The sequence below is a fragment of the Staphylococcus schweitzeri genome, from assembly GCF_002902405.1.
Classification (GTDB): domain Bacteria; phylum Bacillota; class Bacilli; order Staphylococcales; family Staphylococcaceae; genus Staphylococcus; species Staphylococcus schweitzeri.
Genome location: NZ_PPQS01000042.1, coordinates 15,626 through 33,573 on the forward strand (window position 1 = coordinate 15,626; position 17,948 = coordinate 33,573).

Annotated in this window: 18 protein-coding genes; 16 read left to right on the forward strand and 2 right to left on the reverse strand. The window is 34.3% G+C overall.

The window, feature by feature from the left end:
• From CD116_RS09355 to CD116_RS09365, 3 genes are all read left to right on the forward strand, one after another.
• On the forward strand, positions 1-345 hold a 345-nt coding region (locus tag CD116_RS09355), incomplete at its 5' end, for a DUF1433 domain-containing protein (protein WP_240625125.1).
• Between the two features lie 16 nt (positions 346-361).
• A complete protein-coding gene (locus tag CD116_RS09360; RefSeq protein ID WP_047549977.1) occupies positions 362-781 on the forward strand; it encodes a DUF1433 domain-containing protein in 420 nt (139 codons plus the stop codon).
• Between the two features lie 449 nt (positions 782-1,230).
• Entirely contained in the window at positions 1,231-1,653 is a 423-nt protein-coding gene (locus tag CD116_RS09365; RefSeq protein ID WP_047549974.1) for a carboxymuconolactone decarboxylase family protein, read from the forward strand.
• A gap of 75 nt (positions 1,654-1,728) precedes the next feature.
• Here CD116_RS09365 and CD116_RS09370 read toward each other — a convergent pair whose 3' ends face one another.
• The gene (locus tag CD116_RS09370; protein WP_047549971.1) at positions 1,729-3,267 is read right to left on the reverse strand and encodes an AbgT family transporter; all 1,539 of its coding nucleotides are present in this window, start codon (positions 3,265-3,267) and stop codon (positions 1,729-1,731) included.
• Positions 3,268-3,501: 234 nt separating this feature from the next.
• Between CD116_RS09370 and CD116_RS09375 the strand changes: the two genes are divergently transcribed.
• The 12 genes from CD116_RS09375 (at position 3,502) to cntE (ending at position 15,136) form a co-directional block, all read left to right on the forward strand.
• Positions 3,502-4,320: an SDR family oxidoreductase gene (locus tag CD116_RS09375; RefSeq protein WP_047549968.1), complete on the forward strand. Its 819-nt coding sequence runs from the start codon at positions 3,502-3,504 to the stop codon at positions 4,318-4,320.
• Between the two features lie 99 nt (positions 4,321-4,419).
• The gene (locus CD116_RS09380; RefSeq protein WP_047549965.1) at positions 4,420-5,187 is read left to right on the forward strand and encodes an MBL fold metallo-hydrolase; all 768 of its coding nucleotides are present in this window, start codon (positions 4,420-4,422) and stop codon (positions 5,185-5,187) included.
• A 279-nt stretch (positions 5,188-5,466) separates the two neighbouring features.
• Positions 5,467-5,598: a hypothetical protein gene (locus CD116_RS14065; RefSeq protein WP_269320005.1), complete on the forward strand. Its 132-nt coding sequence runs from the start codon at positions 5,467-5,469 to the stop codon at positions 5,596-5,598.
• Between the two features lie 279 nt (positions 5,599-5,877).
• Positions 5,878-6,699, forward strand: coding sequence for a histidine racemase CntK (gene cntK, locus CD116_RS09385; protein ID WP_047449334.1), 822 nt, complete (start codon positions 5,878-5,880; stop codon positions 6,697-6,699).
• A gap of 10 nt (positions 6,700-6,709) precedes the next feature.
• Positions 6,710-7,528 (forward strand): D-histidine (S)-2-aminobutanoyltransferase CntL, encoded by an 819-nt coding sequence (gene cntL, locus CD116_RS09390; RefSeq protein ID WP_047426444.1) that lies wholly within the window; start codon positions 6,710-6,712, stop codon positions 7,526-7,528.
• On the forward strand, positions 7,521-8,825 hold the full coding sequence (cntM, locus tag CD116_RS09395) for a staphylopine dehydrogenase CntM (protein ID WP_047549963.1): 1,305 nt from the start codon (positions 7,521-7,523) through the stop codon (positions 8,823-8,825). Before cntL ends, cntM begins: the two co-directional genes overlap by 8 nt.
• A gap of 139 nt (positions 8,826-8,964) precedes the next feature.
• Positions 8,965-10,563, forward strand: a complete 1,599-nt coding sequence (gene cntA / locus CD116_RS09400) for a staphylopine-dependent metal ABC transporter substrate-binding lipoprotein CntA (protein WP_047426441.1) — start codon at positions 8,965-8,967, stop codon at positions 10,561-10,563.
• Between the two features lie 12 nt (positions 10,564-10,575).
• The gene (gene opp1B, locus CD116_RS09405) at positions 10,576-11,511 is read left to right on the forward strand and encodes a nickel/cobalt ABC transporter permease (RefSeq protein WP_000472237.1); all 936 of its coding nucleotides are present in this window, start codon (positions 10,576-10,578) and stop codon (positions 11,509-11,511) included.
• A complete protein-coding gene (gene cntC / locus CD116_RS09410; protein WP_000584765.1) occupies positions 11,508-12,377 on the forward strand; it encodes a staphylopine uptake ABC transporter permease subunit CntC in 870 nt (289 codons plus the stop codon). The genes opp1B and cntC overlap by 4 nt, the downstream gene beginning before the upstream one ends.
• Positions 12,374-13,189 carry a staphylopine uptake ABC transporter ATP-binding protein CntD gene (gene cntD, locus CD116_RS09415; protein ID WP_000173873.1) on the forward strand — a complete coding sequence of 272 codons (816 nt, stop codon included), beginning with the start codon at positions 12,374-12,376 and terminating at the stop codon, positions 13,187-13,189. The genes cntC and cntD overlap by 4 nt, the downstream gene beginning before the upstream one ends.
• Positions 13,182-13,931 (forward strand): ABC transporter ATP-binding protein, encoded by a 750-nt coding sequence (locus CD116_RS09420; RefSeq protein WP_047549960.1) that lies wholly within the window; start codon positions 13,182-13,184, stop codon positions 13,929-13,931. Before cntD ends, CD116_RS09420 begins: the two co-directional genes overlap by 8 nt.
• Positions 13,932-13,942: 11 nt before the next feature.
• Positions 13,943-15,136 carry a staphylopine family metallophore export MFS transporter CntE gene (gene cntE, locus CD116_RS09425; RefSeq protein ID WP_006191034.1) on the forward strand — a complete coding sequence of 398 codons (1,194 nt, stop codon included), beginning with the start codon at positions 13,943-13,945 and terminating at the stop codon, positions 15,134-15,136.
• A gap of 223 nt (positions 15,137-15,359) precedes the next feature.
• Here the strand turns inward: cntE and lnsB are convergent, their stop codons facing one another.
• Complete coding sequence (gene lnsB, locus CD116_RS09430) at positions 15,360-16,109, reverse strand: CPBP family lipoprotein N-acylation protein LnsB (protein ID WP_047549957.1); 750 nt, start codon at positions 16,107-16,109, stop codon at positions 15,360-15,362.
• A 189-nt stretch (positions 16,110-16,298) separates the two neighbouring features.
• Here lnsB and CD116_RS09435 point away from each other — a divergent pair, with 189 nt between their 5' ends.
• Complete coding sequence (locus tag CD116_RS09435; protein ID WP_047549954.1) at positions 16,299-17,876, forward strand: FMN-binding glutamate synthase family protein; 1,578 nt, start codon at positions 16,299-16,301, stop codon at positions 17,874-17,876.
• The last annotated feature ends 72 nt before the right edge of the window (positions 17,877-17,948 follow it).

The following is a 17,948-nucleotide window of genomic DNA, read 5'->3' on the forward strand; positions in this document are numbered from 1 at the left end:
AAAATGAAATATGACGAAAAAGAAAAACAAAAATCGATTTACTACAAAGAACAACAAGAGCGTATTACACTTTATCTCAAGCATAATACCAAAGAACCAAACACAATCAAAACTGTACATTTCACTAACTTGGAAACAAGTCCTATGGGAAGTGCTGTGATTGAAGGATACATAAACGAAAACAAAAAAGATGATTTTGTTGCTTATGCTACACCTGAACATAATTATCAATTTGGTGGAGCTATGATAGAAAGTGAAAAATTAAGTGAATTACTAAAACCAGCAAATCAATTAAAATCGCCTGATGATATAAAAAAAGAGCTAAACAAAAAGAAGAGTCACTAAAATTTGGAGGTGTTAAATGTCCAAAAAACATGTTTTTATAATTATTGGTGTTATTTTATGTATATGTATAGTCGCTACGGTCATACATTTAAAAATGAAATATGATGAAAAAGAAAAACAAAAAGCAATTTATTATAAAGAACAACAAGAGCGTATTACACTTTATCTCAAGCAAAACACTAAAGAACCGAATACGATCAAATCTGTACACTTCACAAATTTGGAAACAAGTCCTATGGGAAGTGCAGTGATTGAAGGATATATAAACGAAAACAAAAAAGATGATTTTGTTGCTTATGCTACACCTGAACATAATTATCAATTTGGTGGAGCTATGATAGAAAGTGAAAAATTAAGTGAATTACTAAAACCAGCAAATCAATTAAAAACACCTGACGAAATCAAAGAAGAATTAGATAAAAAAGAAGGACACTAGAGCCTTCTTTATTTTGGTTTTAATCTTCCAATAATCTATGTCATTGCTATCGAAGGTGTTTCGCAATTAATATAAATCACTTCATATTCACAAGTATTTGCCTATTTTTCAGGTACATTAACACACCTGAACCACGTTAATTTAAATGAAATAATAGCGTGGTCAGTATAAGAAAATCATATACCGAATAACAATGTCGATGACGTGATTTATTGACATTATCAAATTTTCTCAAATGTGTGTGATTTTTTATAAAAAAGGGTAGAGCAAGGTATAATATCCTTTCAATCTGTTTTCATATTTTATATATTTTTTAAATATAAGCGCTAAATGTTTTAACTAAAGCATAGATTGACAAGATGTTATACAGAATTTCAAATTCTATCAAATATTGTTCGAAGTGTAGTATCACTGGATTGGTATTAAACAATGTAAAGGAGAGATTGCAAATGCCGTATAATTACAAGAAACAAAATGGAGAGTTAATGTCTGTGATGAGCCAAGGTGAAAAGTTTATTCATCAATCACCTGTTAATGATGAACTAAGTGCTTTGATTAAGTTACTGATTTCGAAAATTAATGGCTGTAACTATTGTGTTGATCTTCATAAGAAAGAACTGAAAGATTTAGGTGTAACTCAAATGAAAATCGATGAAGTGATGAGTTATAATCATCTAGATTTATTTTCAGAGGAAGAAAGAGTGACCTTAGAATTTGCTGAAAAATTAAATGCGATTAAAGATTTTAAAAAATTCGATATTATCGAAAGGCTAAAAACATTTTATGATGAAGAGCAAATTACAGATTTAGTATTCGTGGTAAATCAAATCAATAGTTGGAATCGATTGAACATTATCAGTGAAAATTTATAGTTTTATGTCTTAAATATTTATATTATTAAAGCCACTGAACGATTAGAATCCTCGTTTAGTGGCTTAAAAAAACTGCTATTTAACGAATATCGGTCCACCTGGTCCAACAGGGATACCTAATAGGAACCAAATGATGACAAATACTGTCCACACAATACTTAGCGCGATTGAATACGGCATTAAACTAGAAAGTAAGGCTCCGAGTTTCATGCGTTTATCGTATTTTTGTGCATAAGTTAATAATAAAGGTAAGTACGGCATCATCGGTGTAATTGGATTGGTAATTGAATCTCCTACACGGTAAATGACTTGTGTAAATGCGGGATGAAAGCCGATAAGGATTAACATTGGCACGAATATCGGTCCTAAAATACCCCATTTAGCCGATGCGCTTCCAATTAACATGTTGACCATTGCACTCAGTACAATAATACCTAGTATCAATACAATACCGTTTTGATGTTCTAATAATTTGGCACCTTTAACAGCAGCGATAATTCCTAAATTACTCCACTTTAAATACGCAAGTAGCTGTGCTGCAAAAAACACAATAACGATAAATGTTCCCATTGATCCTACAGCATCGCCGAACATTTTACCTAAGTCTTTTGTATTTTTAATTTCTTTGCTTAAAATCCCATAAACTAATCCAGGTACTAAAAATACGACGAGAATAATTAATCCGACGCCGTTAATTAATGGCGCATCGTCTAGTAAGCTGCCTGTTTTAGCATTTCTTAAAAAGCTATGTTCAGGAATAGCTGCAATAATTAATAAAATAATTGTAATTATGAAACTGATATTTGCCCATTTTAAAGCATGTGCTTCTTTGTCAGTAATATGTGAAGACGTTTCTTCATGATCATCATGCATTAAACGATCATCATACTGACCTAATCTAGGAATAATCAGTTTAGTTGTAACTAGCAATATCGTAGGAAGTAATACAACGACACTCGCTGCGATAAAGTACCAGTTCATAGCAACGTTTGTTTTAATAGAATCTGAAACGATACGTGTTGCTGGTTCTGTAAATGAATAGACCAAAGCATCTTGCATACCAACAACTATATTTGCGGCAAAGCCACCTACAGCGGAAGCATATGCCATCGTTAGTCCAGCGATAGGGTGATAGCCAATTTTAATAAAAAGCATCGCTGCGAGTGGCGGCAAGATAATTGTAGCAGCATCGCCGGCTGTACTACCTAAAATACCAATTAATATAATAGTCGGTAAAATTAAGAAACGTGGTGCGCGATTCACAACAGAAATCATTAACTTGTCGAAGTATCCGGTTTTCTCTGCAACACCAATACCAATCATCACAGCTAGTACTAAACCTAATGCTGGGAACTCTGAGAAATTTTTAATCGTATCATTCATTATCATCGTTAATCCATCATGGCTAATTATATTTTTAATATAGATGGTTTGATGCGTACCTGGATGCTTAACAGATACATTAAATAATGAGATAACCCACGTCATAATGGCTAAGCCCACACACATTAAAAAGAATAACACGCTAGGATCTGGCAATTTATTTCCAATTTTTTCAACACTATTCAAGAAACGATTGACGATAGACCCCTTTTGTTGTTGTTTTGATGTCATCAATAATTCCCCCCTTTGTTAAATATTTAAAGTGTAACAAAAAATACTCTCAAAAGTAACAATTTTCAGAAAATGAGGAAACTAATATTGTTAAATATTTTGAGTTATTCAATAGAAATTGTATAGCAGAGAGTAGTTAAGACTGCCTAGAGACTTATCTATTAGGTTTATGAAGCATTGAACAGTGGAAAATAAGGACTGTAAGTTTAAGTTATATAGTAAGGGAGTGTCTATATGAAACGTTTGGAAAATAAAATTGCAGTCGTAACAGGAGCAAGTACAGGTATAGGACAAGCTTCAGCAATCGCTTTAGCTCAAGAAGGTGCGTATGTATTGGCGGTAGACATAGCTGAAGCTGTATCAGAGACTGTCGATAAAATTAAAAGTAATGGTAACAAAGCAAAGGCTTATATTGTGGATATTGCAAGTGAACAACAAATTGAAAATTTTGTATCTGAAATAAAAGAACAGTTTGGCCATGTCGATGTGTTATTTAATAATGCCGGTGTGGATAATGCGGCTGGTAGAATTCATGAGTATCCAACAGATGTATATGACAAGATTATGAATGTAGATATGCGCGGAACATTTTTGATGACGAAAATGATGCTACCTTTAATGATGACTAAAGGTGGCTCTATTGTTAACACATCTTCATTTTCAGGACAGGCAGCAGATTTGTATCGCTCAGGATATAATGCTGCGAAAGGGGCAGTGATTAATTTTACGAAATCCATTGCAATCGAATATGGTAGAGATGGCATTCGAGCTAATGCGATTGCACCAGGTACGATTGAAACCCCGTTAGTAGATAAACTGACAGGTACTAGCGAAGATGAGGAAGGCAAAGCATTTAGAGAAAATCAGAAATGGATGACACCGCTGGGACGTTTAGGTAAACCAGAAGAAGTAGGCAAGCTCGTTGTCTTTTTAGCATCTGATGAGAGTTCATTTATCACTGGTGAAACAATTCGCATTGATGGTGGTGTTATGGCTTACACATGGCCTGGCGAGATGTTGAGTGATGATTCGTGGAAGCGGACATTGGAATAATTGTTTAAAATCGATATCCAGTGGAAAATAATTTGGCATGAAGTAGGCAATGTATGCATATTGTCGCAATGATAGACATATAAAATAGGGGGATTTAACATGAATATTAGACATATAAGAAATGCCACGGCCGTGATTGAGTATGGAGGTAAACGCGTTTTGATTGATCCAATGTTAAGTGACAAAGGCGCACTTGAACCATTTCCAAATTCACCGAGACAAGATCAAAACAATCCACTTGTAGAACTACCATTAGCAATTGAAGACATTATAAATGACATCGATTTAGTGATTTTAACGCATTTGCATATTGATCATTTTGATCCGAAAGCAATTGAAGTATTGCCGAAAGATATTAAAATTTACGCACAAAATGAAGAAGATGCAAGTGAAGTAGAGAGTTATGGGTTTACAAACGTTTCTGTATTTAATGATGTGGCACACATTGGAGAAATTGAATTGATTAAAACAGATGCTCAACATGGTCATGGTGAAATCTTGAAAATGACAGGACATGTTCATGGTTTAGTGCTGAAACATTCTGAAGAGCCAACGTTATATTTAGCTGCTGATACGGTTTGGTTCGACGGTGTTGAGAAGACTTTAAAAGCGCATCATCCAGATATCGTAGTACTTAATGGTGGTGCAAATCAATTCTTTGAAGGCGGGCCGTTAGTGATGGATGAACATGATGTGTTGAAAGTCGCTCATACATTGCCACTTGCTCAAATAGTTGTTGTACACATGGAAGCGGTCAATCATTGGCATTTATCTCGTGAAGAGCTGAATAAATTTTTAGAATCACATGAATTAACTAATAGAGTAGTCGCGCCAAACGATGGGGAATTATTAACCTTTGAAAAATAAATGTTTGTTTATTTGAAGTGTATTGCTTAAGGCTAGTTTTAACGTATTTTACGTTGAAGCTGGCTTTTTTGTTTGGTAAAAATTTTCAAAATGTCTCTAAAGTCTTGAATATGCCATGTTTAAGGAAGAAACTCGTTTGAATATATAAAATTCATTTACAACCTTTATTGACAATGATTCTCAACTAATATAGTATATAATCAAATCGTAATAGTTACGATTTGTTTTCTGCAACTTTTTTGAAGTTTTAGTTGAGGTGAAAACAGTAAAAGCATCTAAGTGAATGTAGTTAACGGACAACTGCATTCACTTGTAGAGCCACAAGAAGCAACTTTAAATAAGGTTTACGGTTGCATGTTGATGCAACAACCGATTACTAAGTCATGCTTTTCGCTATGCGGATTAGCATGACTTACCTAATAGATGGGAAACTATTAGGGTTCATCTTCTAAAAAATTACAGGTTAAGAGGAATACAGTTGTTTGCTTCGCACCAACTGCATATAAAGCCATGCTTTTCGCTTTTGCGGAATTAGCATGACTTACCTAATAGATAAAAAGCTATTAGGTTCATCTTCTATTAAAATTACAGGTTAAGAGGAATACAGTTGTTTGCTTCGCAACAACTGCATAAGAGCCTCTAATTACTTATGGTAAAAGAGGCTCTAAAATACATCTAAAGGAGTGTCGTATGAATCGGCAGGTTATAGAATTTTCTAAGTATAATCCTTCGGGGAATATGACGATACTTGTTCATTCAAAACATGATGCTAGTGAATATGCATCTATCGCCAATCAGTTGATGGCCGCAACACATGTATGCTGTGAACAGGTAGGCTTTATAGAATCAACACAAAATGATGATGGCAATGATTTCCATCTAGTTATGAGCGGTAATGAATTTTGCGGTAATGCGACGATGTCATATATACATCATTTGCAGGAAAGTCATTTGCTTAAAGACCAACAGTTTAAGGTTAAGGTATCTGGCTGTTCGGATTTAGTGCAATGTGCAATTCATGATTGCCAATACTATGAAGTTCAAATGCCACAAGCCCATCGTGTTGTGCCAACAACAATTAACATGGGTAACCATTCATGGAAAGCAATAGAAATTATTTATGAAACATATGTACATTACGTGATTCCAGTTAAACAAGTAACGACTGAAATTCAACATTTAGTTGAAACATTCGTGCATGAGCAACAATGGAATCACAAATATAAGACAGTAGGTATGATGCTTTTTGATGAACAACGTCAATTTTTACAGCCATTAATCTATATACCAGAAATCCAAAGTTTAATTTGGGAAAATAGCTGTGGTTCTGGTACAGCATCAATTGGGGTTTTTAATAATTATCAACGTAATGATGCATGTAAAGATTTTACAGTACATCAGCCAGGGGGCAGTATTTTAGTGACATCAAAGCGATGTCATCAATTGGGATATCAAACTTCAATTAAAGGACAGGTTACAACTGTAGCTACAGGAAAAGCATATATAGAATAAGGAGCCTACAATGAATAACTTTAATAATGAAATCAAATTGATATTACAACAATATTTGGAAAAGTTTGAAGCGCATTACGAGCGTGTATTACAAGACGATCAATACATCGAAGCATTAGAAACATTGATGGATGACTACAGTGAATTTATTTTAAATCCTATATATGAACAACAATTTAATGCTTGGCGTGAAGTTGAAGAAAAAGCACAATTAATAAAATCACTTCAACACATTACAGCTCAATGTGTAAAACAAGTCGAGATAATTAGAGCTAGACGTCTATTAGACGGACAGGCGTCTACAACAGGTTATTTTGACAATATAGAACATTGTATTGATGAAGAATTTGGACAATGTAGTATAGCTAGCAATGACAAATTATTGTTAGTTGGTTCAGGTGCATATCCAATGACATTAATTCAAGTTGCAAAAGAAACAGGTGCTTCAGTTATCGGTATTGATATTGATCCACAAGCTGTTGACCTAGGACGCAGAATCGTAAACGTCTTAGCACCAAATGAAGATATAACAATTACGGATCAAAAGGTATCTGAACTTAAAGATATCAAAGATGTGACACATATCATATTCAGCTCGACAATTCCTTTAAAGTACAGCATTTTAGAAGAATTATATGATTTAACAAATGAAAATGTCGTAGTTGCAATGCGCTTTGGTGATGGCATCAAAGCAATATTTAATTATCCGTCACAAGAAACAGCGGAAGATAAGTGGCAATGTGTGAATAAACATATGAGACCACAGCAAATTTTTGATATAGCACTTTATAAAAAAGCAGCTATAAAGGTAGGTATTACGGATGTCTAAATTATTAATGATAGGCACTGGTCCGGTCGCAATCCAATTAGCGAATATTTGCTATTTAAAATCAGATTATGAGATTGATATGGTTGGACGTGCCTCAACATCAGAAAAATCAAAACGCTTATATCAAGCGTATAAAAAAGAAAAACAATTTGAAGTCAAAATACAAAACGAGGCGCATCAACACCTTGAAGGTAAGTTTGAAATTAATCGTTTGTATAAAGATATCGAAAATGTCAAAGGTGAATACGAAACAGTTGTCATGGCATGCACAGCAGACGCTTATTATGACACACTACAGCAATTGTCGTTAGAAACTTTGCAAAGTGTCAAACATGTCATTTTAATTTCACCGACATTTGGCTCGCAAATGATTGTGGAACAATTTATGTCTAAGTTCAATAAAGATATTGAAGTCATTTCGTTTTCAACTTATCTCGGTGACACACGTATAGTTGATAAAGAAGCGCCTAATCATGTGTTGACAACAGGTGTTAAAAAGAAACTATACATGGGATCAACGCATACAAACTCAATGATGTGCGAACGTCTTTCTGTTTTAGCTGAGCAATTGAGTATTCATTTAGAAGTCGTTGAATCACCACTACATGCTGAAACGCGTAACAGTTCGCTTTATGTGCACCCACCACTATTTATGAATGACTTTTCATTGAAAGCCATTTTTGAAGGAACGGATGTACCGGTTTATGTGTATAAGTTATTCCCTGAAGGACCGATAACGATGACGCTAATTCGTGAAATGCGTTTAATGTGGAAGGAAATGATGACTATTTTACAAGCATTTAGAGTGCCGTCAGTCAACCTGCTTCAATTTATGGTGAAGGAGAATTATCCAGTACGTCCTGAAACTTTGGATGAAGGTGATATTGAGCATTTCGAAATCTTGCCAGATATTTTACAAGAATATCTGCTTTATGTAAGATATACCGCAATCCTCATTGATCCATTTTCACAGCCAGACGAAGAAGGACATTACTTTGATTTTTCAGCTGTACCATTTAAGCAAGTCTATAAAAATGAACAAGATGTTGTTCAAATTCCAAGAATGCCAAGTGAAGATTATTACAGAACAGCGATGATTCAGCATATTGGGAAAATGCTAGGTATCAAAACGCCAATGATTGATCAGTTCCTAACCCGCTATGAAGCAAGTTGTCAGGCGTACAAGGATACTCATGACAATCAACAACTATCTTCTCAATTTAATACAAATTTATTTGAAGGAGATAAGGCACTCGTCACAAAATTTTTGGAAATTAATAGAACGCTTTCACAATAAGGGTTTGAAGTTTTATAATAGAAAAAAATTATTGAATTACGTTTGACATTTACATAAAAATAAGCAAATAATTGAGAAAAATAATCATTACGATTTGATTAAGTAATGCAACTTATCAATTTAGAAAGAGGAAAAGCAAATGAGAAAACTAACTAAAATGAGTGCAATGTTACTTGCATCAGGGATAATTTTAACTGGGTGTGGCGGTAATAAAGGTTTAGAAGAAAAGAAAGAAAACAAGCAATTAACGTATACGACAGTTAAAGATATCGGGGATATGAATCCGCATGTTTACGGTGGATCGATGTCTGCTGAAAGTATGATATACGAACCGCTTGTACGTAACACAAAAGATGGAATTAAGCCTTTACTAGCTAAAAAATGGGATGTGTCTGAAGATGGGAAGACATATACATTCCATTTGAGAGATGATGTTAAATTCCATGATGGTACACCATTTGATGCTGACGCAGTTAAGAAAAATATTGACGCAGTTCAACAAAATAAGAAATTGCATTCTTGGTTAAAAATATCAACATTGATTGACAATGTTAAAGTTAAAGATAAGTACACGGTTGAATTGAATTTGAAAGAAGCATACCAACCTGCATTAGCTGAATTAGCGATGCCTCGTCCATATGTATTTGTATCTCCAAAAGACTTTAAAAACGGTACAACTAAAGATGGCGTTAAAAAGTTCGATGGTACAGGTCCATTTAAATTAGGTGAACACAAAAAAGACGAGTCTGCAGACTTTAACAAAAATGATCAATACTGGGGCGAAAAGTCTAAACTTAACAAAGTACAAGCAAAAGTAATGCCTGCTGGTGAAACAGCATTCCTATCAATGAAAAAAGGTGAAACAAACTTTGCCTTCACAGACGATAGAGGTACAGATAGCTTAGACAAAGACTCTTTAAAACAATTGAAAGATACAGGCGACTATCAAGTTAAACGTAGTCAACCTATGAATACGAAAATGTTAGTTGTCAATTCTGGTAAAAAAGATAATGCTGTCAGCGACAAAACAGTCAGACAAGCGATTGGTCATATGGTAAACAGAGATAAAATTGCTAAAGAAATTTTAGATGGCCAAGAAAAACCAGCGACTCAATTATTTGCGAAAAATGTAACAGACATTAATTTCGACATGCCAACACGTAAGTATGACCTTAAAAAAGCAGAATCATTATTAGATGAAGCTGGTTGGAAGAAAGGTAAAGACAGCGATGTTCGTCAAAAAGATGGTAAAAACCTTGAAATGGCAATGTACTATGACAAAGGTTCTTCAAGTCAAAAAGAACAAGCAGAATACTTACAAGCAGAATTTAAGAAAATGGGCATTAAGTTAAACATCAATGGCGAAACATCAGATAAAATTGCAGAACGTCGTACTTCTGGTGATTATGACTTAATGTTCAACCAAACTTGGGGATTATTGTACGATCCACAAAGTACTATTGCAGCATTTAAAGCAAAAAACGGTTATGAAAGTGCAACATCAGGCATTGAGAACAAAGATAAAATATACAACAGCATTGATGACGCATTTAAAATCCAAAACGATAAAGAGCGTTCAGACGCTTATAAAAACATTTTGAAACAAATTGATGATGAAGGTATCTTCATCCCTATTTCACACGGTAGCATGACAGTTGTTGCACCGAAAGATTTAGAAAAAGTATCATTCACACAATCACAGTATGAATTACCATTCAATGAAATGCAGTATAAATAAAGGAGCGTTTAGATGTTCAAATTTATCTTAAAACGTATTGCGCTCATGTTTCCATTGATGATTGTAGTAAGTTTTATGACATTTCTATTGACGTATATTACAAATGAAAATCCAGCTGTGACAATTTTACATGCGCAAGGAACGCCAAATGTAACTCCGGAGTTGATTGCGGAAACGAATGAAAAGTACGGTTTCAATGATCCATTATTAATTCAATATAAAAATTGGTTACTTGAAGCGATGCAATTTAATTTTGGTACAAGTTACATTACAGGTGATCCAGTAGCTGAACGCATTGGCCCAGCATTTATGAATACATTGAAATTAACAATGATTTCAAGTGTTATGGTAATGATTACATCAATTATTTTAGGTGTAGTTAGTGCATTAAAAAGAGGGAAGTTCACTGATCGTGCGATACGTTCAGTGGCTTTCTTTCTAACTGCATTACCATCATATTGGATAGCTTCAATACTTATTATTTACGTTTCAGTGAAGTTAAACATATTGCCGACTTCTGGATTAACAGGTCCAGAAAGTTACATATTGCCAGTGATTGTTATTACGATTGCGTATGCTGGTATTTACTTTAGAAATGTTAGACGCTCGATGGTGGAACAATTAAATGAAGATTATGTACTTTATTTAAGAGCAAGCGGTGTGAAATCTATCACATTAATGTTGCATGTGTTGCGTAATGCTTTACAAGTTGCGGTATCGATCTTTTGTATGTCTATACCGATGATAATGGGTGGACTAGTTGTTATCGAGTATATCTTTGCATGGCCTGGACTAGGTCAATTAAGCTTAAAAGCAATACTTGAACATGATTTTCCAGTCATTCAAGCATATGTATTAATTGTAGCGGTATTATTTATTGTATTTAATACATTAGCAGATATCATTAATGCGCTATTAAATCCAAGGTTAAGGGAGGGCGCACGATGATAATTTTAAAACGATTATTACAAGATAAAGGTGCAGTGATTGCTTTAGGCATCATTGTATTATATGTCTTTTTAGGATTAGCAGCACCACTTGTGACATTTTATGATCCTAACCATATCGATACAGCAAACAAATTTGCTGGCATGAGTTTTCAACATCTACTAGGTACTGACCATTTAGGTAGAGATATTTTAACTAGGCTAATTTATGCAATTAGACCAAGTTTGTTATATGTCTTTGTTGCGCTATTTGTTTCTGTACTTATTGGATCTATTTTAGGATTCTTATCAGGATATTTCCAAGGGTTTGTTGACGCCTTAATCATGCGTGCGTGTGATGTTATGTTGGCATTCCCAAGTTATGTTGTAACGTTAGCATTAATTGCATTGTTTGGTATGGGTGCCGAAAATATTATCATGGCATTTATTTTGACGCGTTGGGCATGGTTCTGTCGTGTTATACGTACAAGTGTTATGCAGTACACTGCTTCTGACCATGTAAGATTTGCTAAAACAATCGGTATGAATGATATGAAAATTATTCACAAACATATTATGCCGTTAACATTAGCAGATATTGCTATCATCTCTAGTAGTTCGATGTGTTCAATGATCTTGCAAATATCTGGCTTTTCATTTTTAGGATTAGGTGTCAAAGCGCCTACTGCAGAGTGGGGTATGATGCTTAACGAAGCTAGAAAAGTGATGTTTACACATCCTGAAATGATGTTTGCGCCAGGTATTGCCATAGTGATTATAGTGATGGCATTTAATTTCTTATCAGATGCATTACAAATTGCCATTGATCCCCGCATCTCTTCTAAAGATAAACTTCGTTCTGTGAAAAAAGGAGTGGTGCAATCATGACATTATTAACAGTTAAGCATTTGACGATTACAGATACCTGGACAGATCAACCACTCGTGAGTGATGTGAATTTTACATTAACTAAGGGTGAAACTTTAGGCGTTATTGGAGAAAGTGGTAGCGGTAAATCAATTACATGCAAATCGATTGTAGGTTTAAATCCAGAACGATTACGCGTAACAGGTGATATAACCTTTGATGGTAAGCCAATGTTGTCGTTATCGGAAGCACAATTGAAAAAATACCGTGGTAAAGATATTGCGATGGTCATGCAACAAGGTAGTCGTGCCTTTGACCCATCAACTACTGTCGGTAAACAAATGTTTGAGACTATGAAAGTACATACGTCAATGTCTACACAAGAAATTGAAAAGACATTGATTGAATATATGGATTATTTAAGTTTGAAAGATCCTAAACGTATATTAAAATCATACCCTTACATGTTATCAGGAGGAATGTTACAGCGATTGATGATTGCTTTAGCGTTAGCTTTGAAACCAAAGTTAATCATTGCTGATGAGCCGACAACGGCTTTAGATACAATTACACAATATGATGTACTGGAAGCATTTATAGATATTAAGAAACACTTTGACTGTGCGATGATTTTCATTTCACATGATTTAACGGTTATTAACAAAATTGCAGACCGTGTTGTTGTGATGAAAAATGGTCAACTGATTGAGCATGGTACGCGTGAATCAGTCTTGCATCATCCAGAACATGTTTATACAAAGTATTTATTATCAACTAAGAAGAAGATTAATGATCATTTTAAACATGTGATGAGGGGTGATGTACATGATTAAAATTAAAGATGTTGAAAAGTCATATCAAAGCGCACATGTCTTTAAGCGTCGTCGAACACCTATTGTGAAAGGTGTGTCATTTGAGTGTCCAATCGGTGCGACGATTGCGATTATCGGAGAAAGTGGTAGTGGCAAATCGACATTGAGCCGAATGATATTAGGTATTGAGAAACCGGATAAAGGTTGTGTAACCTTAAATGATCAACCGATGCATAAGAAAAAAGTGAGACGTCATCAAATTGGTGCTGTATTTCAAGATTATACGTCATCATTACACCCATTTCAGACTGTTAGAGAAATCTTATTTGAAGTGATGTGTCAATGTGATGGACAACCTAAAGATGTTATGGAAGTCCAAGCAATTACATTGTTGGAAGAAGTCGGTCTATCTAAGGCATACATGGATAAATATCCTAATATGTTATCAGGTGGAGAGGCGCAGCGTGTTGCGATTGCGCGTGCAATATGTATTAACCCTAAATATATTTTGTTTGATGAAGCCATTAGTTCACTCGACATGTCTATTCAAACACAAATATTAGATTTATTGATTCATTTACGTGAAACGCGTCAGCTGAGTTATATTTTTATCACACATGATATTCAAGCTGCCACGTATTTATGTGATCAATTAATTATTTTTAAAAACGGAAAAATAGAAGAACAAATTCCGACTAGCGCATTGCATAAAAGTGCCAATGCTTATACAAGAGAATTAATAGAAAAACAACTATCATTCTAAGGAGTGAGATAATGAAAGGTGCAATGGCTTGGCCCTTTTTGAGATTATATATATTAACATTGATGTTCTTTAGTGCCAATGCAATCTTAAACGTGTTTATACCTTTACGAGGGCATGATTTAGGCGCAACGAATACGGTTATCGGTATCGTTATGGGGGCATACATGTTAACAGCAATGGTATTTCGACCATGGGCAGGACAAATTATTGCTCGTGTCGGTCCCATTAAAGTATTAAGAATTATTTTGATTATCAATGCCATAGCTTTAATTATTTATGGTTTTACAGGCTTAGAAGGTTATTTCGTAGCACGTGTTATGCAAGGTGTGTGTACGGCATTCTTTTCTATGTCTTTACAGCTAGGTATTATTGATGCATTACCAGAGGAACATCGTTCTGAAGGTGTATCATTGTACTCGCTATTTTCAACGATTCCAAACTTAATCGGACCATTAGTTGCCGTAGGTATTTGGAATGCAAATAATATTTCACTATTTGCAATTGTCATTATCTTTATCGCATTAACAACAACATTCTTTGGCTATCGCGTGACCTTTGCTGAACAGGAACCCGATACGTCAGATAAGATTGAAAAAATGCCATTTAATGCTGTAACTGTTTTTGCGCAATTTTTCAAAAATAAAGAGTTGTTGAACAGTGGTATTATCATGATTGTTGCATCGATTGTATTTGGTGCAGTTAGTACATTTGTACCGTTATACACAGTGAGTTTAGGATTCGCGAATGCGGGAATCTTTTTGACAATACAGGCCATCGCAGTTGTTGCAGCAAGATTTTACTTAAGGAAATACATTCCATCAGATGGTATGTGGCATCCTAAATATATGGTATCTGTACTATCATTATTAGTGATCGCGTCATTTGTAGTGGCATTTGGTCCGCAAGTAGGTGCAATTATTTTCTATGGTAGTGCGATATTAATAGGAATGACACAAGCAATGGTGTACCCAACATTAACATCATACTTAAGCTTCGTCTTACCAAAAGTAGGTCGTAATATGTTGTTAGGTTTATTTATTGCCTGTGCAGACTTAGGTATATCGTTAGGTGGCGCATTGATGGGACCTATTTCCGATTTAGTAGGATTTAAATGGATGTATCTAATTTGTGGTATGTTAGTCATTGTAATAATGATTATGAGTTTATTGAAAAAGCCAACACCACGTCCAGCGAGTAGTCTTTAATGAAAAAGTTTAAAGCATATTAAGTTAATGAATATTTAAATTTAAAAAGATATATTGAGTATGGTGTTTCATGTGCTTCATGATAGGACACGAAACATTTTATATGGCTCGTTTATAGAACGACAATAGATCTAAAGAAAGCACACTTAGAAGTTAGTTATGATACTGACTTTTAAGTGTGCTTTTTGATGTGTATGGATAATGGATAATACTCTGAAAAATTTTACATGAAAATATGCAAAACGAGTATGACTGCTAATTGATAAAAGTAGCTCACCATAAAGTTACGGTTTGATTTTAAATATAATAAAGTCGTACTACTTGCTAGTATCAATGCTGGAATGAATTCCCACCATGCATTAATGTATGGATAATAGTACAGTGTTTCAAGGATAACGGATAATACTATTGTAATCTTTAAAGGTATTAATCTGCTTAATTCTTGAATTAAAATATGACGGAAAATAAGTTGGCAAATCAAAATATTTAATATAATGATTAACGAAAATAAAGCTATTAAACTGATGGAACCATACCCTTTAATTAGCGAATAAATGTCAAAGGCAGTAAAGGCATCTACATTTAGTGCGAAAATATCAAAATGATTTAAAAGTAAAAAGAGAATGATACTTAGTGTAAATGATATAAGAATATGCCATTTATATTTGGTGCTGGCAATGATTTGCGTACGTATCATCGGAACAAATGCATCTTCATGCATCCGATGGAAAATAGCTAGTGAAATAATAACTGCGAGTAAACAGCTAATATTCAATGAAATAGGAAAAAAGAAATCCCACGGAGCTTGTTGAGTGAAAATAGCGATTAAGCCTAATGTTGAAAACACGATAACAATCGGCAAGATGTTAACCAAAAATATATAAAGGAAAATAAATCCAATATCACGTTTGAAAAATCTTGATTGTTCGGTAGCGTATTCCTCGTCTATGTATTGTTTATTTGTATTTGACATAGTATACCTCTTAAAGATTTTTATTATATTGATACTTTAGCACATATTACTTTGTATTATATGTTCTATATATTAAAATTTAAAGGAAATATATGATGATTTTATCCAAAATAGCGAAGCGCTTCCATTGTAATTTGTTTTTTAAGGTGTATCATTATGATGAATTGAAATTTTGGGGGAGGTATTGTAATGACGTTTCTTACAGTCATGCAATTTATAGTTAATATTATTGTTGTAGGATTTTTACTTACAGTCATTGTAATCGGGCTTATTTGGTTGATAAAAGATAAAAGGCAGTCGCAACACAGTGTATTAAGAAATTATCCGTTATTAGCACGTATTAGATATATTTCGGAAAAAATGGGCCCGGAATTACGACAGTATTTATTTTCTGGGGATAATGAAGGGAAACCTTTTTCACGCAACGATTATAAAAATATCGTTTTGGCTGGAAAATATAACTCTCGTATGACCAGCTTCGGTACTACAAGAGATTATCAGGAAGGCTTTTACATACAAAACACGATGTTTCCAATGCAACGTAACGAAATATCTGTGGATAACACTACATTGATATCTACATTTATTTATAAAATTGCAAATGAGCGTCTGTTTAGTCGCGAAGAATATCGAGCACCGACTAAGATTGATCCTTATTATTTAAGTGACGAACATGCAATAAAGCTAGGTGAGAATTTGGCACATCCTTTTATTTTAAAACGTATAGTAGGCCAATCTGGTATGAGTTATGGCGCTTTAGGTAAAAATGCAATTACGGCATTATCTAAAGGTTTGGCTAAAGCGGGTACATGGATGAATACAGGTGAAGGTGGTTTATCGGAATATCATTTAAAAGGAAATGGTGATATCATATTCCAAATTGGTCCTGGTTTGTTTGGTGTTCGTGATAAAGAAGGTAATTTTAGTGAAGATTTATTTAGTAAAGTAGCACAGTCCTCTAATGTTCGCGCATTTGAATTAAAATTGGCGCAAGGCGCAAAAACTCGTGGTGGTCATATGGAAGCAGAAAAAGTGAATGAAGAAATTGCTGCGATACGTAATGTCGAACCTTATAAAACAATCAATTCACCTAACCGTTACGAATTTATTCACAATGCTGAAGATTTAATTCGCTTTGTTGATAAAATACAAAAATTAGGTCAAAAACCTGTAGGTTTCAAAATTGTTGTTAGTAAAGTATCAGAAATAGAAACACTTGTACGCACAATGGTTGAATTAGATAAGTATCCAAGCTTTATTACGATTGATGGTGGTGAAGGTGGTACTGGTGCAACATTCCAAGAATTACAAGATGGTGTCGGCTTGCCGTTATTTACAGCTTTACCTATCGTGTCTGGCATTTTAGAAAAATATGGTATTCGAGATAAAGTGAAATTGGCTGCATCAGGTAAGCTAGTGACGCCAGATAAAATTGCGATAGCATTAGGTTTAGGTGCAGATTTTGTGAATATCGCGCGTGGCATGATGATTAGTGTCGGTTGTATAATGAGTCAACAATGTCACATGAATACGTGTCCAGTTGGTGTTGCAACGACAGATGCTAAAAAAGAAAAAGCATTAATTGTAGGTGAAAAACAATATCGTGTAACCAATTATGTGACAAGTTTACATGAAGGTTTATTTAATATAGCAGCGGCAGTTGGTGTATCAAGTCCAACAGAAATTACAGCAGACCACATTATTTATCGAAAAGTCGATGGTCAGTTGCAAACAATACACGATTATAAATTAAAATTGATTAGTTAAACTGTGTATCTAGAATCATTGGAAGAAGCGGATGCTAGATTTAGTGAAAATCCCCTTCCTAGTATGTTGTAT

What these genes read in the sequence shown, in the direction of transcription:
- cntK (WP_047449334.1), top strand. Translation starts at nt 5,878, where the DNA reads ATGAATCGGCAGGTTATAGAATTTTCTAAGTATAATCCTTCGGGGAAT.
- CD116_RS09360 (WP_047549977.1), top strand. Translation starts at nt 362, where the DNA reads ATGTCCAAAAAACATGTTTTTATAATTATTGGTGTTATTTTATGTATA.
- CD116_RS09380 (WP_047549965.1), top strand. Translation starts at nt 4,420, where the DNA reads ATGAATATTAGACATATAAGAAATGCCACGGCCGTGATTGAGTATGGA.
- cntM (WP_047549963.1), top strand. Translation starts at nt 7,521, where the DNA reads ATGTCTAAATTATTAATGATAGGCACTGGTCCGGTCGCAATCCAATTA.
- cntL (WP_047426444.1), top strand. Translation starts at nt 6,710, where the DNA reads ATGAATAACTTTAATAATGAAATCAAATTGATATTACAACAATATTTG.
- lnsB (WP_047549957.1), bottom strand. Translation starts at nt 16,109, where the DNA reads ATGTCAAATACAAATAAACAATACATAGACGAGGAATACGCTACCGAA.
- cntD (WP_000173873.1), top strand. Translation starts at nt 12,374, where the DNA reads ATGACATTATTAACAGTTAAGCATTTGACGATTACAGATACCTGGACA.
- cntC (WP_000584765.1), top strand. Translation starts at nt 11,508, where the DNA reads ATGATAATTTTAAAACGATTATTACAAGATAAAGGTGCAGTGATTGCT.
- opp1B (WP_000472237.1), top strand. Translation starts at nt 10,576, where the DNA reads ATGTTCAAATTTATCTTAAAACGTATTGCGCTCATGTTTCCATTGATG.
- cntA (WP_047426441.1), top strand. Translation starts at nt 8,965, where the DNA reads ATGAGAAAACTAACTAAAATGAGTGCAATGTTACTTGCATCAGGGATA.
- CD116_RS09420 (WP_047549960.1), top strand. Translation starts at nt 13,182, where the DNA reads ATGATTAAAATTAAAGATGTTGAAAAGTCATATCAAAGCGCACATGTC.
- cntE (WP_006191034.1), top strand. Translation starts at nt 13,943, where the DNA reads ATGAAAGGTGCAATGGCTTGGCCCTTTTTGAGATTATATATATTAACA.
- CD116_RS09370 (WP_047549971.1), bottom strand. Translation starts at nt 3,267, where the DNA reads ATGACATCAAAACAACAACAAAAGGGGTCTATCGTCAATCGTTTCTTG.
- CD116_RS09435 (WP_047549954.1), top strand. Translation starts at nt 16,299, where the DNA reads ATGACGTTTCTTACAGTCATGCAATTTATAGTTAATATTATTGTTGTA.
- CD116_RS09375 (WP_047549968.1), top strand. Translation starts at nt 3,502, where the DNA reads ATGAAACGTTTGGAAAATAAAATTGCAGTCGTAACAGGAGCAAGTACA.
- CD116_RS09365 (WP_047549974.1), top strand. Translation starts at nt 1,231, where the DNA reads ATGCCGTATAATTACAAGAAACAAAATGGAGAGTTAATGTCTGTGATG.